General features: G+C 69.5%; 9 protein-coding genes and 1 pseudogene. 3 read left to right on the plus strand and 7 right to left on the minus strand.

What is annotated here, in order from left to right:
- Positions 1-293 precede the first annotated feature (293 nt).
- Positions 294-1,781, plus strand: coding sequence for an AAA family ATPase (locus ACIQOV_RS04680; RefSeq protein ID WP_401044880.1), 1,488 nt, complete (start codon positions 294-296; stop codon positions 1,779-1,781).
- Complete coding sequence (locus ACIQOV_RS04685) at positions 1,781-2,677, plus strand: HNH endonuclease (protein ID WP_401044882.1); 897 nt, start codon at positions 1,781-1,783, stop codon at positions 2,675-2,677. Before ACIQOV_RS04680 ends, ACIQOV_RS04685 begins: the two co-directional genes overlap by 1 nt.
- Positions 2,678-2,752: 75 nt before the next feature.
- Here the strand turns inward: ACIQOV_RS04685 and ACIQOV_RS04690 are convergent, their stop codons facing one another.
- The 7 genes and pseudogenes from ACIQOV_RS04690 to ACIQOV_RS04720 all read right to left on the minus strand — a co-directional run bounded on the left by ACIQOV_RS04690 (position 2,753) and on the right by ACIQOV_RS04720 (position 12,756).
- Complete coding sequence (locus ACIQOV_RS04690) at positions 2,753-3,181, minus strand: hypothetical protein (protein WP_401044885.1); 429 nt, start codon at positions 3,179-3,181, stop codon at positions 2,753-2,755.
- On the minus strand, positions 3,178-5,394 hold the full coding sequence (locus ACIQOV_RS04695; RefSeq protein WP_401044888.1) for an integrase: 2,217 nt from the start codon (positions 5,392-5,394) through the stop codon (positions 3,178-3,180). The genes ACIQOV_RS04690 and ACIQOV_RS04695 overlap by 4 nt, the downstream gene beginning before the upstream one ends.
- Complete coding sequence (locus tag ACIQOV_RS04700) at positions 5,391-7,124, minus strand: hypothetical protein (RefSeq protein WP_401044891.1); 1,734 nt, start codon at positions 7,122-7,124, stop codon at positions 5,391-5,393. The genes ACIQOV_RS04695 and ACIQOV_RS04700 overlap by 4 nt, the downstream gene beginning before the upstream one ends.
- Entirely contained in the window at positions 7,121-8,107 is a 987-nt protein-coding gene (locus ACIQOV_RS04705) for a hypothetical protein (protein ID WP_401044892.1), read from the minus strand. The genes ACIQOV_RS04700 and ACIQOV_RS04705 overlap by 4 nt, the downstream gene beginning before the upstream one ends.
- A gap of 379 nt (positions 8,108-8,486) precedes the next feature.
- A pseudogene (locus tag ACIQOV_RS04710) lies at positions 8,487-9,677 on the minus strand (RtcB family protein); the annotation flags it as partial.
- A gap of 344 nt (positions 9,678-10,021) precedes the next feature.
- Complete coding sequence (locus tag ACIQOV_RS04715) at positions 10,022-11,386, minus strand: pitrilysin family protein (RefSeq protein WP_359912630.1); 1,365 nt, start codon at positions 11,384-11,386, stop codon at positions 10,022-10,024.
- Positions 11,387-11,406: 20 nt separating this feature from the next.
- Positions 11,407-12,756: a pitrilysin family protein gene (locus ACIQOV_RS04720; protein WP_359912575.1), complete on the minus strand. Its 1,350-nt coding sequence runs from the start codon at positions 12,754-12,756 to the stop codon at positions 11,407-11,409.
- Positions 12,757-13,063: 307 nt separating this feature from the next.
- Here ACIQOV_RS04720 and ACIQOV_RS04725 point away from each other — a divergent pair, with 307 nt between their 5' ends.
- Positions 13,064-15,514, plus strand: a complete 2,451-nt coding sequence (locus tag ACIQOV_RS04725) for a DNA topoisomerase (ATP-hydrolyzing) subunit A (protein ID WP_401044894.1) — start codon at positions 13,064-13,066, stop codon at positions 15,512-15,514.
- Positions 15,515-15,558: the final 44 nt, after the last annotated feature.

A 15,558-nucleotide genomic window follows, 5' to 3' on the forward strand; every position in this document is an offset into this window, starting at 1 on the left:
TCCCCGACGCTCTCCCGATCTCGTACATCGAATGTCGCAGCCCCTGGATCACCTGACCGGTGGGCCGTCCGGGCCGGGTTGTGTCCCCTCTGGGGGGACACAACCCGACGAAATGTCAGCTTCTGCGACATTTATGTCGCAAGGGCTGACCTTTTCCGCCCGGACGCCGGCTCGCGGTGACGGCCTTCATCCTTCAACGTCACCCGAGGACGGTCCTGGTAGATGACTGCCCAGCTTCGGCACAGGGCCCGAAAGCACCGCCGCCCAACCGACGCTGACGCTAGCCTTGCTGAGTGCTGTTCACCCAGTTGCCCGCTCGCAGAAAGCCCCCCAGCGACGCGCCAGGAGCCTTCCTGACCATCGACTTGTGGGACGACTACCACTTCAAGACGATGTTCGACCTTTGGTGTTCGAACGGCACGCAGCAGGTCCACGTCGGCCTGCTCCGGATCGGGAAGATTGCCATGGGCCACGGCCGCGTAGAGGTCCCCGACACCTTCGAGACGTTGGACCAGACCTATTTCTCGCTCGGCGGCGACGAGAGCTTCTACGTCACGCTTCGCGACCGCTTCGACGACGAAACGCGCCGATCAGTCCTTACGGCACTGCGCGACGCCGCCTACGACTTGGACATCTTCAGCCAGGCAAAGGGGGAGGATGTCATGAGGGAGTCGCTCCTGCGGAACACCTCTCCGGCGACAGTACGCGGCCAGTTCAACCGCATCGCCAAGGGCGGGCCGACGCAGACCGAGTTCAACGTCCGCTACCGGCAGGAGCATGCGACCGAGGACGGGCCCACGCTGAAGATCAACCTCAAAGTCGACCCCGACGCCAAACCGCCCAGCAATATCCATGCGCTGATCGGCAGTAACGGTGTGGGTAAGACCCGGCTCCTCGACACTCTCGCGCGAACGGTCCTGGCCCCGCAGGGCTACCTGCCAGGCAGCCGGCTTGAGGACCACGGGGAGCACCGACAGCACCCCTTCTCCAACCTCGTCGCAGTGTCATTCAGCGCCTTCGACTCGCAGGTGCCGCTCGACAAGAGCGCGGCAGTCGATTATCGGTACGTCGGTTTGAAGCAGAACGGCACGACACCAGTCAAGGATCTGTCGTTGCTCAGCGGCGACTTCGTCGAGGCCGTGAAGGCATGCATGTCCGGCGGGCCGGCCAGGGCGGCACGCTGGCAGCAGGTTCTGGCGCGGCTCGAAGCCACCGATCTCATCTTCCAAGACCAGGAGATCTCACGCCTCGCTGCCGACGAAGCACTGCGACCGGATCCCGCTGATCTCTTCATTCCGCTCAGCTCGGGCCACAAGATCGTGCTCCTCACCCTGGCACGACTGGTGGAACACACGACTGAGCGAACGCTCGTCCTGATTGACGAGCCCGAGGCCCACCTACACCCGCCCCTGCTTTCGACTTTCATCCGCGTGCTCTCCGAACTCTTGTTTGAGCGCAATGGACTTGCGCTCATTGCGACCCATTCCCCGGTCGTCCTGCAGGAAGTTCCCGCCGAGGCCGTCTGGGCGCTACGGCGTGTAGGTAGCGATATTCGCGTCGACCACCCCGAGATCGAGACGTTTGGCGAGAACGTGGGTGTGATCACAAGGGAGATCTTCGCGCTAGAAGTAACCAAGACGGGTTTCCATGCGATGATCGAGGATCTGGCTAGTCGTGGACTCTCGTTCGAGGGGATCCTGGCGGAACTCGATGGCAAACTAGGGGCCGAGGGTCGCGCACTTGCCCGCATTGCAGCACGTCGGCATGGGAACGGCGGCTGATGCTGCACCTGACTCCACCAGAGACCACGGCGCGCGAGGCATTTCAGCTGTGCATCAGCGCGAAGGTCAGCCCTGCAAGTCTGGCGCTCCTTTCACCCATGGAGAACCCAGTGGTCAGGGCTGCTGAACTTTATGACGCCGCGTGCAAGTCGGCTTCCTTGCATGAACTGGACCGGGTGGCCTTCAACCCACCTGGAGCGAGCAAGGACGACCCTGCCACCAAAGCGATGATCGCTATGTACGAGAAGCGCTTGAGGGGAACTGAGCATCCCGGACGCCCGCTGTTCGAAAGCATCCTGAATCGGCGTACCAAGTGCCCACTGTGTGGGATAGCAAAGGTGGGCCAAGTCGACCACCACCTGCCCAAGAGCCACTACACGTACCTCTCGGTCGTTCCTGACAACCTGGTTCCCGTATGCGAGCGATGCAACTTTGCGAAGGGCGACCGGTTCCCGAGCAGCCCGGAGGAGCAGACGCTCCATCCCTACTACGACGACATCGAAGGGATGCGCTGGCTCCGCGCAGAGTTTGTGGTCCAGAATCCCGGCCCCGTCGGTGCCCCTGCCTCGGCAACGAGCTGGGAGGTCCGATTCTTTGCTGTCCCTCCGCTTGGCGCGGACCCCTTGCTTGGGGCGAGAATCGCGCACCAATTCAGCCTGTTGAAGTTGGATGAACTCTTCGAAATTCAGACCGCCGACGAACTGATCACTGCAAGCCTGCAGCTAGAGGGTGTATTTAATGCAGGGGGCAGTGAGGACGTTCGCGCCAACCTGAGGGACAGCGCAATCATGCGATCCCGCCCGCGGCTCAATAACTGGATGACTGCCATGTACGAGGCGCTGGCTGAAAGCCAATGGTACTGCGCCGGAGGTTTTATGCTGGTGGCGTCAGGCTGATGGCTGGCAGCCAAGTGAAGCCAGATCGCGATCGCAGGTGCCCTACTGCTGATGGGCGTGAATCTCTATAGAGACCTATGGCTTTGGTCGTTCGAAGGGAATCACATTGCCTTCGTTCTCCTGCTTCCTCTCGGCGCTTATCATTTCCTTGAGCTTGAGGGTGAGTACTGCTGCAGCGAGTGCAGTTTGGTCGGCAAGCCATCGAGCCTCGGCCTCTCCGGCCCGTGCCTCCTTGAGGGATTCTCGGAGTTTGGCGTTGTCCCGGCGGAGTCGCTTTTCGCTTTCTGGCATCTGCAGGGTTTCCTGGCGGATCCGTTCATTGAAGAGTTCCCGAAGGTCTCCATGCCGCTTGTAGAGCGCCATGCGGTGGACAGCGGCCTCGGCGGCCAGGGCTTCGACGGTGAGGCTGCCGCTGGAGCTCGTGGGGGAGCCAGCGAGGAGGCGGTCGATGGCGGCTGTGATTCGTTCGCGTTCGGCGGCGTGAGCGGCCTGGTCGGGGTTCATCCGAGGACCTCCTGGGCGGTGCGGGCGGTGACGTGGTGGGTGTCGGCGACGCCCCGCCACTTCGCCGCGGTGACGTGCAGGGCCTTTGCCATCGGCCCGGGGACGTGTGCAGCCTGTTGTTCGAGTCGGTCGGCGTGCGCTTGGGCGGCTTGGGCGTGGGCGTCGGTGCGGACCGCGTTCCCGCAGCCGGTCTGGCAGGCGAACGGCAGCGGGGCGATGGCGCCCGCGTCCGGTTCGCACAGGGCGGTGTCCTCCTTGAACGCGCAGATCAGGAAGCTGTCGGGGTTGTCGTAGAGCAGGTGACCCCGCATCTGGTTCAGCTGCCGGGTGGCGCGGGCGGTCAGCAGGGCGCCCTCGAAGCGCGGGGTGTTGGCAGCGTCGATGAGGGCCCGGCCGGCGGCCGGGCCGGAGATCCGCTCGCCGGCGGTTGCGGCGTCGCGCAGGTTCGCGGCCGCGTCCGCGGTAGCCAGGACGGTCTCCACGTCGAGGACGCCATGCATGCCGCGCCGCCCGCGGGCGCCGTAGCCGGCGGAGGTGCGCGCGTCGAGGAAGGCCCGCATGTGGCCGTACTGGATGGCGAGGGCCACCAGCCCGCCGGGGCGCCGGGCGATGTGCCAGGCGAGGGTGCGCCGCCAGCGTCCGGGGCTGATCGGGCCGCGGGGGTCGGCGGGGACCGTCTGGCCGGGCAGGCCCTGGGCGGCGGCCTCCTGGTTGATCCAGGCCACGAGCTCCTTGATCCTGGCAGCGAGCGCGACCAGGGTCAGGCTGCCATGATGCTCGCGCTTCCCGGAGTCGTGGTGGGCGGAGCTGAGCAGGAGTTCGCCGGGTGGCACCATGCGCTCCAAGACGCGGATGGCGCGGACCACCGGTGTGATTGCCACCCAGGGGACGGTGCGGATCTCGCCCGCGCTGATGTGGTTGTTGTCGTCGTCTCGGACGGACTTGTAGTGGTGCCCGGTGATCAGGTGGAACCCATCGGCATTCTCGTCGTCCCCGGTGTCCGGGTTCTCGCCTTCGGCGGGGCCGGTGACCTCGCTGTGGATGAGGTGGCGGGTGGTGCCGTCGGAGACCGGCACAGGGTCGGGGCAGCACCCGGACCGCAGGGCCTGTACCTCCTGCGGGCGCATCCCCGTCAGATACATGATGATCACGGCAGCAGCTGTGCTCAGGTGGCGTCGCAGGTCTTCGGCCTCGTCGAAGCCGATGCTGACCCGCCAGGGCTGCCCGTCGATCAGGCCGGTGATCGGGGTTGTCATCGGGCACGGGCCTGGCCGCTCGGCCGCCAGTCGGGCCAGGCCGTACTTGTTGGCGGCCCCATCGACCTGCCCCTTGCTGCAGCCGGTGCGGTCAGCGACGTAGAGGCGGGCCAGGCCTGTGTTCCCACGAACGGTGGCGGTGGGCAGCGGGGCGCCATCGGCCAGCAGCTTCTGCACGTAAGTGTCCAGGGCGGCGCGGCTTTCAAGGGTGGCGCGGTTCGACCGGGCCTGGAAGGTGATGCGGGTGCGCTCGTCCCAGGCAGTGAGGATGTCGTCGGCGAGGTCTTCGACCAGGCGGATCGCCCACACCATCAACGGGCCGACCACGCTCGGGTCCAGCGGCTCGGCGGTGTTCTCGCGGCCGCCCTCCCGCTTCTCCGCGGGCAGGTAGTCGTCGATCCCCTCGGTGTCCCACGGCGGCCGGATGATTCCTGCCGGCCGGGCGGTGAGCTGGTCGTACTCCCACAGGTCCGACAGGTGGGAGAGGTAGTTTTCTATCGTGCTGCGGTCGACCTCGCGGGACTGGAGGGAGGCGGCGAAGGCCCGCCAGTGCTCGCTGGTGACGTCGGCAAACGTGTGGACCCCGTGCCGGTGCAGCCAGCGGGCCCAGCGCTGCCACATCCACACCAGCATGACTGCCCTGCGGGTGCCGAGGCGGGTACCCCGTCCTCGTGATTCCTGAACCACCGTCGGGCGGCGTACGCCGTTCAGCAACGTCCACGCCAGGGTCCTCAGCTCGTCCCGCAGCGGGGCAGGGCAGGACTTCCAGTGAATCCGGCTGACGACCTGTCCGGGCTGGTCGATCAGTGGCCCGAGGGACCAGATATCGTCGCGGACACGGTTGCTGGCCTGGGTGTTGCCGGGGCTGACCCACTGGGGCAGGACCACCGGGTCGTCGGGGAGCGGGGCGCGCAGGACGTACGGGTCCTCGGCGAGGGTGAGAGCGGTGCTGGTCACCGGGCCAGGTCTCCGTTCAGCAGAAGGTCGACGATCATGTGGTCGCGCTCCGTCGCCCGTCGGCCGGAGCGGTCGAAGGCGGCCTCGCCGACGCGTTCGCGCAGGTTCTCCAAGCGGTGCATGAACTCGTCCCACCGGGTGGCCCAGTGGTGGCCGGGCAGGGCACCCCTCAGCGAGAGCAACCGCTGATGCAGGACGGCCAAACGGGGGTGGTGGCCTGTGTGGACACGGGAGTTCTCGCAGCCCAGGCAGGTCAGAAAGCTGGCTCCGCAGCCCCCGCCGGGCGCAGGCCAGGAGCTCTCCTGCTCGTCAACGCAGTCGGCGGCAGCGGCTTCTGTGTGGGTGGGGTCCGGTCCGTCGGTGAGCTGTCCGTGGAAGGTGAGGCTGCGGGCCTGCTGGAGGGCGTCCTCCGCGCCGGCGGCGATGACCGCCCGGGAGCGCTTTTGCACATGCCGGTCCGGCAGGATGTAGACGCTCTCATGAGTGCCCTGCTTGTGCTGCAGCGGCTGCCCCTCCTCGACCACCGTCGTCCGGCGCAAGGGCTGGAAGGGTGACCGCGGGAGACTGTGCCGGCGTCGCCAGGTCGTGACGTCGTCCGCGGTGATGCCGAAGCCGATGGGGCCCACCAGCTGTGGCCGGTCATGGTCGTCGTGCCCGTGCCCCAGCCTGTGCGTGCGGGACGCCATGAGCAGGTCCGTGCCGGGAGCCAGACGGGTGACGAGGGTGCGGCCGTGGGCGGTGGCCTCCAGCGCTTGGGTGATCAGGCGTCCGTCGGAGTCGGCCCCCGAGTCGGTGATGTTCTCCGTGTTCCACCAGCGTCCCTCGCCGGCGCGGTGCTTCTCGACCTGGACCTGGTAGGTGATCGTGCTGGTCTCCCCGGCCGACGGCGTCCGAACCGGTACCGGAACGCGGTGGTACATCGACAGGTTCCAGCCCCACTGAGCGGTCATCAGGACCGCCAACGCGGTGATCTCGGACCGGGTCGGGAACAGCCGCCCCCAGGTCTTCAGCGGATGTGACCCGCCCAGCAGTCCGGGGTTGGCCACTGCGTGCTTGCCGTTCTCGCGAGCCGTGCGGGGCACGTCGCCCGTAGCGGCCAGATGCTCCAGGGTCCGACCGATCTTCCAGTCGCGGCCGCCCTCGACCAGCTCGCCGCAGCGGTAGCGCTCCAGATGGGCCGTGTTCTCGCGGATTCGCAGCAGCGCGGCCCGGAACTCGCTGCGGGCGGCGCGCTTGACCTGCTCGTACTCGTCATCCTCCAGCGACTGCCGGGTCGAAGGCCTACGACGGACGGGCCGGGCCAACTCCTCGGCCACCGGGCCGCTGGCCAGCCTTGGATCACGCCGCAGCAGACGCTGAAGATTCGACAGGTGACAACGGGCCCCCGCGGTCTGGAGGAAGTTCTGGCGCAGGAGCTTGACCGTCGTCACAGACAGCCCGTCCAGGTCCTGCGCCGGATGTTCCTGCGCCTTCAGAAACGCCTCCAACGCCGTCACCGCCCGCCAGTAGCAGTTGGCGGAGGCGTGGGAATTCCAACCGCGAGACTGCCGGGCGTAGGCGGCGGCCAGAGCCAGCTGCATCGGGGCGGGAACTTCGAGGTCCGCGAAGTCGAAGACCTTCCCCAGGCCCAGGGTGTTGACCACAGTGACCCGCAGACCTGTCGGGTCGGTGCGCGGCGTCGCCTGGAAGTCCGCCGGCGGGAGCACCGCCTTGCGGCCGCGCCGGCTCATGCCGGTCCCCCGTCGACGTCGAACGGTCCAGCGTCACGATTGGTAGGCATGGGATGGGGGTCCATCAGCGCGTCCAGATCCTGGATACCGGACGTCTCCCGCGCCAGCCGCGCGAACAGGCCCGTCACCCGGGACTCCGAATCGTCCGCCCCGTCGGCCGTCTCCTCGTCCTCGTCGAACGCGAGGATCGACTCCAGCCGCATATGCCGTACCGGCGAGAGGTAGTGCTCTTTCGTCGTCTCCACGTCCGCGTGACCCAGCAGTTCAGCGACCAGCCACCACGGATCGCCGAACAGGTTGGCGAAGTCACGCCGCTGATCATGGGTTAGCCCGTACTTCCGCTCCACCAGGTCGTTCAGCACGATCAGCATGAACAAGGCGAAGGAATGGCGGGTGCCGTGCGGAATCGCCCAGGGGACACGGCCACGGACCTCAGCGGTTCGGAGATGCCGGGGGGTTTCCCGCTCCCGCGCGGTCAGCAGCTCTTCCTCACACCGCAGGTTCGCCAGCCGGAACACGGCATTCCATCGGTCGGGCAGCATCGGCAGGCCCTCTTCGGTCAGCCACAGCCACAGCGGCTCCGGCCCGTCCGGGCCTTCCGTGAACAGCCGCTGCCGGTCCCGCCAGGCCAGCCCGGCCATCTCTGCTCGGCCCACCTTGCCGTCGCGATCGACCCACGTGACCTGCGGCTCCAGCCCGCGCGTCATGTCGGTGACCAGCAACATCCCCGGCAGGCTGTCGTAGCGGCCGTTGCGCTGGGCCTGCTGTACCGCCCAGGCCCGCTCCGTCTCCCGGTACGCGGTCACTTGCTGCAGCGCGTCCGCTCGCCCGTAGAACACCCGGCTTTGCTTGGAGCGGGTCAGTGCCCACGGGACCGTGGCGTGCGAGTACAGGCCCCGTCGCAGCCTCTGCGTCGGCAGCTCCAGGGTCAGCAGCCCACCATTCTCTTGCCGGCGCAGCCCCGAACTCAGCCCCAGCTGCACGAACGCGGTGTTCCGCAGCTCGGTACGCCCCTCCCAGCCCGGTCGCGGCGACCCGTCCGCCCGAAGGCCCCGCAATCCGAGGTCCATCCACAGCCGCCACGTCCGTGGCGTCAACCACCGCACATTCCGTCGTCGCGCGTTCGCTGCCCGATCCTGACTCCGCCCGGAGTCCACTGGTAGCGGATTTACCTTCCCCCATTTGAACAGCTTCGTCAGGGCGGCGGCCTCACGGTCCCACTTGGCGCCACCGATAGGCGCCGGATTCAACAGCGAATCGCACCGCCATTCCCGGTACGCGGCCAAGTCGCTTTCGCTCGCCTGCCACCACGCCACGCCCCGGCTCCACAGCCAGTCCAGCAGTAGACGAATATCTGTTGCGCCCCTTGACGCAGACGACCTGCTTGAGGTGCGCGACCACCTCGACGAGGTCCTTCTGCTGCTCGATGACCTTCTCGATGTTCTTGTAGGCGCCCGGGATCTCGTCCACCACGCCGCCGTCCTTGCGGCACTCCACGCCCTTGGTCTGCTCGACCAGGTCCTGGGCGGTGAACCGCTTCTTCGCCGCGGTGCGGCTCATCTTGCGGCCGGCGCCGTGCGAGGCGGAGTTGAACGACGACGCGTTGCCCAGACCGCGGACGATGTAGGAACCCGTCCCCATCGAGCCGGGGATGATCCCGAGGTCGCCGGAGCCGGCCCGGATCGCGCCCTTGCGGGTCACCAGCACGTCGACGCCGTCGTACCGCTCCTCCGCCACGTAGTTGTGGTGGCAGCTGATGACCTCGTCGAAGGTGACCTCCGCCTTGGTGAACTCGCGCCGGACGACGCCCTGGAAGAGCGCCATCATCAGCGCGCGGTTGTTCTTGGCGTACTCCTGCGCCCAGAACAGGTCCTGGCGGTAGGCGGCCATCTCCGGGGTCTTCGCCAGGAAGACGGCCAGGTCCCGGTCGATCAGGCCCTGGTTGTGCGGCAGCGCGCGGGCGACGCCCATGTGGTGCTCGGCCAGCTCCTTGCCGATGTTGCGCGATCCGGAGTGCAGCATCAGCCAGACCGCACCGGTCGTGTCAACACACAGTTCTATGAAGTGATTACCTCCGCCGAGCGTCGCCATCTGCTGCATCGCCCGCTCGCGGCGCCACTTGACGTCCTCCGCGATGCCGTCGAAGCGCCGCCAGAAGTCGTCCCAGCCCGCCGCGCGGAAGTCGTTCAGCTTGGACGGGTCGACCGGGTCGGTGTGCAGGCCTCGGCCGACCGGGATGGCCCGCTCGATCTCGCGGCGCAGGACGGAGAGGTCGTCCGGGAGGTCCTCGGCGGTGAGCGAGGTCTTCACCGCGCTCATCCCGCAGCCGATGTCGACGCCGACCGCCGCCGGGCAGACCGCGTCCTTCATGGCGATGACGGAGCCGACCGTCGCGCCCTTGCCCAGGTGGACGTCGGGCATCACGGCGAGGCCGTGCAGCCACGGCAGGGAGCTGATGTTGCGCAGCTGCTGGAGGGCCTGGCCCTCGACGGTGGCCGGGTCGGTCCACATCCGGATCGGAACGCGGACGCCGGGTACCTCGGTGTACGACATGGGTGAACGACCTCCAGGGGTCGGGTGGTTCAGGGAACGTGGTGCCGCGCGAGGAATCCCGGTGCGGCTCGGGGAAGTTCAGGGGGTGGGGCTCAGGCGCCCGGGGCGACGGTGCAGGGGGAATACGGCCTCGGGGAGCGTCGTATGGCTTGCTCGACCCGCATGGTGACCGCCTCCCTTCCTTCGTCGCGGTGCGCGGTCCGCAGTCGCGGTGCGCGGTTCGCACGTGCTGTGCGCCGGGGAACATCTATCCACGGAACGGGTGCGGCCCGCAATGGATTTAAAAACGCGTCCGGCCCGGCGGAGCGGGTGCTCCACCGGGCCGGACGGAACGGCGAGAGGCGTCAGCTGACGACGGTGACCTCGCCGATGCCGAGCGCCCGCACGTCGTCGGCGATCACGGCGGCGTCGCCGACCAGGACGGTGACCAGCCGGTCCGGCGGGAAGGCCGCGACGACCGCCTCGGTGGCGGCGGCGGTGCGCAGCTCGGCGAGCTGCCGGTACACCTCGGCCTGGTAGTCGTCCGGCAGGTACTGCTCGACCTGGTCGGCCAGCGTGCCGGCGACCGAGCCCGCGGTCTCGTACTTCAGCGGGGCGACGCCGACCAGGAACTGCACGGCCTCGTCGCGCTCGGCGTCGGTGAGGCCCTCGGCGGCGAGGGTGCGCAGGATGGTCCAGGTGTCGGCCAGCGCGGGGGCGGTGGAGGCGGTGTCCACCGAGCCGCTGATGGCGAGCATCGCGCGCCCGCTGCCGTCGGCGGCCGAACGCAGCGGCTGGGCGAAGGCGCGCACGCCGTAGGTGTAGCCCTTCTCCTCGCGCAGGACGCGGTCGAGGCGGGAGGTGAGGGTGCCGCCGAGGCAGTAGGTGCCGAGGGTCTGGGCGGCCCAGACCGGGTCGTGGCGGTCGGGCCCGATCCGGCCGATGAGCAGCTGGGTCTGGACGGAGCCGGGGCGGTCCACGATGACGACGCGGCCGCGGTCGTCGCCGGTGACCGGGGCGTGGACGGACGGCTCGGCGGCCGTCCCGGTCCAGGTGCCGAGGGTGCTCTCCAGCAGCGCCGGCAGGTCCACCCCGGTGAGGTCGCCGACCACCACGACGGTGCCGGTCGCGGGGCGCACGTGGGCGTCGTAGAAGGCCTTGACGGCGGCGCGGTCGATCGACTTGACGGTGTCGGCGGTGCCGGCGCGGGGCCGGGAGAGCCGGTCGGCGGCGTCGAAGAGCTCGGCGTACAGGGCCTTGGCGGCGCGCCGGGCGGGGTTGGCCTGCTCGTGGACGATCTCGTCCAGGCGGTTGGCGACCAGCCGCTCGATCTCCGCCTCGGGCAGCGCGGGGGCGCGCAGGGCGTCGGCCAGCAGGGACAGGCCGCGCTGGAGCCGGGAGGCGGGGACCTCCAGGGAGATCCGGATGCACGGGTGGTCGGCGTGCGCGTCCAGGGTGGCGCCGGCGCGCTCCAGCTCGGCGGCGAACTCCTCGGCGCTGAGGCTGTCGGTGCCCTCGCTGAAGGCGCGGGCGAGGATCCCGGCGATGCCGTCGAGGCCCTCGGGCTCGGCCGCGAGCGGGACGTCGAGCAGGACCTCGACGGCGACCAGCTGCTGGCCGGGCCGGTGGCAGTGCAGGACGGTGATGCCGTTGCCGAGGGCGGCCCGCTCGGGGGCGGGGAAGTCCCAGGGGCTGGGCGTGCCCGGCCGGGGCTGCGGGTGGAAGGTCATGGCGGGGACGTAGTCGGTGCTCATACGGCGGCACCCTCCTCTTCGGAAGCGGCGTCGGAGTCGGCGTCGGTCTCGGCGGCGGCGGTCGGCTCGTAGGCGAGGACGGCCCGGTTGTCGGGGTGGAGCCGGGCCTTGGCGACGGCCTGGACCTCTTCGGCGGTGACGTCGAGGACCTTGGGGAGGGCGTCGTTGAGCAGCTTGGGGTCGCCGAACAGGACGGCGTAGCGGCACAGTTCGTCGGCCCGGCCGGCGACGGTGGTGAGCCGGTCGAGCCACTCGCGCTCGATCTGGGCCTGGGCGCGTTCGAGTTCCTCGGCGGTGGGGCCCTCGGCGGCGAAGCGGGCGAGCTCCTCGTCGACGGCGGTGCCGATCCGCTCGACGGTGGCGTCGCCGGAGGTCTTGACGTCGAGCCAGCCGAGGCTGGGGGCGCCGGCCAGCCGCAGCAGGCCGAAGCCGGCGGCGACGGCGGTGCGGTCGCGGCGGACCAGCCGGTTGTAGAGACGGCTGGACTCGCCGCTGCCGAGGATGGTGAGGGCGAGGTCGGCGGCGTCGGCCTCGCGGGTGCCGTCGTGCGGGAGGCGGTAGGCGGCCATCAGGGCGCGCGAGGGGACGTCCTCGTGGATCTCCTCGCGGATCTCCCGCCCGATGGTCTCGGGGAGTTCGCCCGAGCGCGGGGGCTGCTTGCCGTCGTGCGCGGGGATGGAGCCGAAGTACTTCTCGACCCAGGCGACGGTCTGCTCGGGGTCGATGTCGCCGACGATGGACAGGACGGCGTTGTTGGGCGCGTAGTACGTCCGGAAGAACGTGCGGGCGTCCTCCAGGGTGGCCGCGTCGAGGTCGGCCATGGAGCCGATCGGCGTGTGGTGGTACGGGTGGCCGTCGGGGAACGAGAGCGCGGTGAGCTTCTCGAAGGCGGTGCCGTACGGGACGTTGTCGTAGCGCTGGCGGCGCTCGTTCTTGACGACGTCGCGCTGGTTCTCCATGGACGTCTCGTCGAGCGCGGCGAGCAGCGAGCCCATCCGGTCGGCCTCCAGCCAGAGGGCGAGCTCCAGCTGGTGGGCGGGCATGGTCTCGAAGTAGTTGGTGCGCTCGAAGCTGGTGGTGCCGTTGAGCGAGCCGCCGGCGCCCTGGACGAGCTCGAAGTGCCCGTTGTTGGAGACGTTGGCCGAGCCCTGGAACATCAGGTGCTCGAAGAGATGGGCGAGGCCGGTGCGGCCCTTGACCTCGTGGCGGGAGCCCACGTCGTACCAGAGGCAGACGGCGGCGACCGGGGTCAGGTGGTCCTCGGAGAGGACGACGCGCAGGCCGTTGGCCAGGCGGTGCTCGGTGATGGCGATGCCTCGGCTGGAGGCGGGGGCCGGGTTGGCCATGCGCTCGGGTCCTTCCCGTCGTCGATGTCGGGGTTCGTGTGGCGTCCCCCATTGTGGTGCAACGTGCGGGAGCCGTGTTCGTGTCCGCGCGGACGGGGCCGTTCGCCAGGGGCGGAAGAGGGCCGCTGACCGGGAGTGTCGGCGCGAGGGTCCACAATGGGGGCGCCGCGCCCTGTCGGCGGCACCCGGTTGACGGGTCCGGCGGCGGGACGGTGCGGAGACGGCCGACGACCGCCCCCGGGCGTTCGGCGACCGACCGACGACCTACCGAGACACAGCCAGCGACACGTAAGGGAGCCCCGCCGCGATGGCCCGCCGCAGTTCGCAGACCCCGCCGCCCGGAGACTTCGAGGAGCGGATCCTCGACGTCGACGTCGTGGACGAGATGCAGGGCTCCTTCCTGGAGTACGCCTACTCGGTGATCTACTCGCGTGCGCTGCCCGACGCACGGGACGGCCTGAAGCCGGTGCACCGCCGGATCCTGTACCAGGCCAACGAGATGGGCCTGCGCCCCGAGCGCGCACACGTGAAGTGCGCGCGCGTGGTGGGCGAGGTGATGGGCCGGCTGCACCCGCACGGTGACGCGTCCATCTACGACTCCGTGGTGCGCATGGCGCAGCCGTTCTCGATGCGGCTGCCGCTGATCGACGGCCACGGCAACTTCGGTTCGCTGGGCAACGACGACCCGCCGGCCGCGATGCGCTACACCGAGTCGCGGCTGACGGCCGCCTCGATGGCGATGGTGGAGTCGATCCACGAGGACACCGTCGACTTCGGCCCGAACTACGACGGCAGCGAGCAGGAGCCGCTGGCGCTGCCGGCCGCGTTCCCGAACCTGCTGGTGAACGGAGCGACGGGCATCGCGGTCGGCATGGCGACGAACATGCCGCCGCACAACCTCTCCGAGGTGGTGGCCGCGGCCCGGCACCTGATCAAGCACCCGAACGCCGACCTGGACACGCTGATGCGGTTCGTGCCCGGTCCGGACCTGCCGACGGGCGGGCGGATCGTGGGCCTGTCGGGCATCCGGGACGCGTACGAGTCGGGCCGCGGCACGTTCAAGATCCGGGCGACGACGACGGTGGAGGCGGTGACGGCCCGCCGCAAGGGCATCGTGGTCACCGAGCTGCCGTACAACGTCGGCCCGGAGAAGGTCATCTCGAAGATCAAGGACCTGGTCAACGCGAAGAAGCTCCAGGGCATCGCGGACGTCAAGGACCTGACCGACCGCGAGCACGGGCTGCGGCTGGTCATCGAGGTGAAGAACGGCTTCGTGCCGGAGGCGCTGCTGGAGCAGCTGTACAAGCTGACGCCGATGGAGGAGACCTTCGGCATCAACAACGTGGCGCTGGTCGACGGCCAGCCGCTGACGCTGGGGCTGAAGGAACTGCTGGAGGTCTACGTCGACCACCGCTTCACCGTGGTGCGCCGGCGCAGCGACTTCCGCCGCCGCAAGCGCGAGGAGCGGCTGCACCTGGTCGAGGGCCTGCTGGTGGCCCTGGTCGACATCGACGAGGTCATCGCGATCATCCGGTCGAGTGACAACGCCCAGCAGGCGAAGGAGCGCCTGATGGAGCGCTTCTCGCTGTCGGAGACGCAGACCGCGTACATCCTGGACACCCCGCTGCGCCGGCTGACCCGCTTCGACCGGGTGGAGCTGGAGCAGGAGAAGGCGAAGCTGACCTCCGAGATCGCGGACCTGACCGAGATCCTGGAGTCGGACACCAAACTGCGCAGCGTGGTGTCGTCCGAACTGGGCGCGGTGTCGAAGCAGTTCGGCACCGAGCGGCGCACGGTGCTGCTGGAGGCGGGGGCGGTGCCCTCGGCGGCGCTGGCGGTGCCGCTGGAGGTCGCGGACGACCCGTGCCGGGTGCTGCTGTCGTCGACGGGCCTGCTGGCGCGGACGGCGGACGGCGAGCCGTTCGAGGTGTCGGAGAAGCGGGCGAAGCACGATGTGATCGTCTCGGCGGTGCACGCGACGGCACGGGCGGACGTGGGTGTGGTGACGTCCGCGGGCCGGGTGCTGAGGATGCCGGTGATCGACCTTCCGGCACTGCCGCCGACACCGTCGCCGACGCTGGCGGGCGGGGCCGCGGTGGGCGAGTTCCTGCGGCTGGAGGACGGGGAGCGGGCGCTGGCGCTGACCACCCTCGACGAGTCCTCGCCGGGGCTGGCGCTGGGCACGCTGCAGGGCGTGGTGAAGCGGGTGGTGCCGGAGTGGCCGGCGAACAAGGACGAGTTCGAGGTGATCGCCCTCAAGGAGGGTGACGAGCTGGTGGGCGCGGTCGAACTGCGCACCGGCGAGGAGGACCTGGTCTTCATCGCCTCGGACGCCCAACTGCTGCGCTACCCGGCGGGCCAGGTGCGTCCGCAGGGCCGCCCGGCGGGCGGCATGGCGGGCATCAAGCTGTCGGACGGCGCGCGGGTGCTGTCCTTCACGGCGGTGGACCCGGCGGCGGACGCGGTGGTGGTCTCGGTGGCCACGGCCACGGGCACGCTCTCCGACGGCGAGCAGACGAGCTGGAAGGTCACCCCGTTCGAGCAGTACCCGCGCAAGGGCCGCGCCACCGGCGGCGTGCGCTGCCAGCGCTTCCTGCGCGGCGAGGAGGCCCTGACCTTCGCCTGGGCCGGCGCCGCCCCGGCCCGCGCCGCCACCGCCAAGGGCGCCCCGGTCGACCTGCCCGAGCGCGACCCGCGCCGCGACGGCTCCGGCACCCCGGTCACCACCCCGATCGCGGTGGTCGCCGGCCCGGCGTAACGGCACCCGTACGAGCGGAGGGGCACCGGAGATCATCCGGTGCC

This window comes from Kitasatospora sp. NPDC091257 (assembly GCF_044757675.1).
Classification (GTDB): Bacteria; Actinomycetota; Actinomycetes; order Streptomycetales; family Streptomycetaceae; genus Kitasatospora; species Kitasatospora lactacystinica.

Excerpts from the sequence above, each read along its gene's own strand:
- ACIQOV_RS04700 (WP_401044891.1), bottom strand. The coding sequence starts at position 7,124 with ATGAGCCGGCGCGGCCGCAAGGCGGTGCTCCCGCCGGCGGACTTCCAG.
- ACIQOV_RS04685 (WP_401044882.1), top strand. The coding sequence starts at position 1,781 with ATGCTGCACCTGACTCCACCAGAGACCACGGCGCGCGAGGCATTTCAG.
- ACIQOV_RS04720 (WP_359912575.1), bottom strand. The coding sequence starts at position 12,756 with ATGGCCAACCCGGCCCCCGCCTCCAGCCGAGGCATCGCCATCACCGAG.
- ACIQOV_RS04715 (WP_359912630.1), bottom strand. The coding sequence starts at position 11,386 with ATGACCTTCCACCCGCAGCCCCGGCCGGGCACGCCCAGCCCCTGGGAC.
- ACIQOV_RS04690 (WP_401044885.1), bottom strand. The coding sequence starts at position 3,181 with ATGAACCCCGACCAGGCCGCTCACGCCGCCGAACGCGAACGAATCACA.
- ACIQOV_RS04725 (WP_401044894.1), top strand. The coding sequence starts at position 13,064 with ATGGCCCGCCGCAGTTCGCAGACCCCGCCGCCCGGAGACTTCGAGGAG.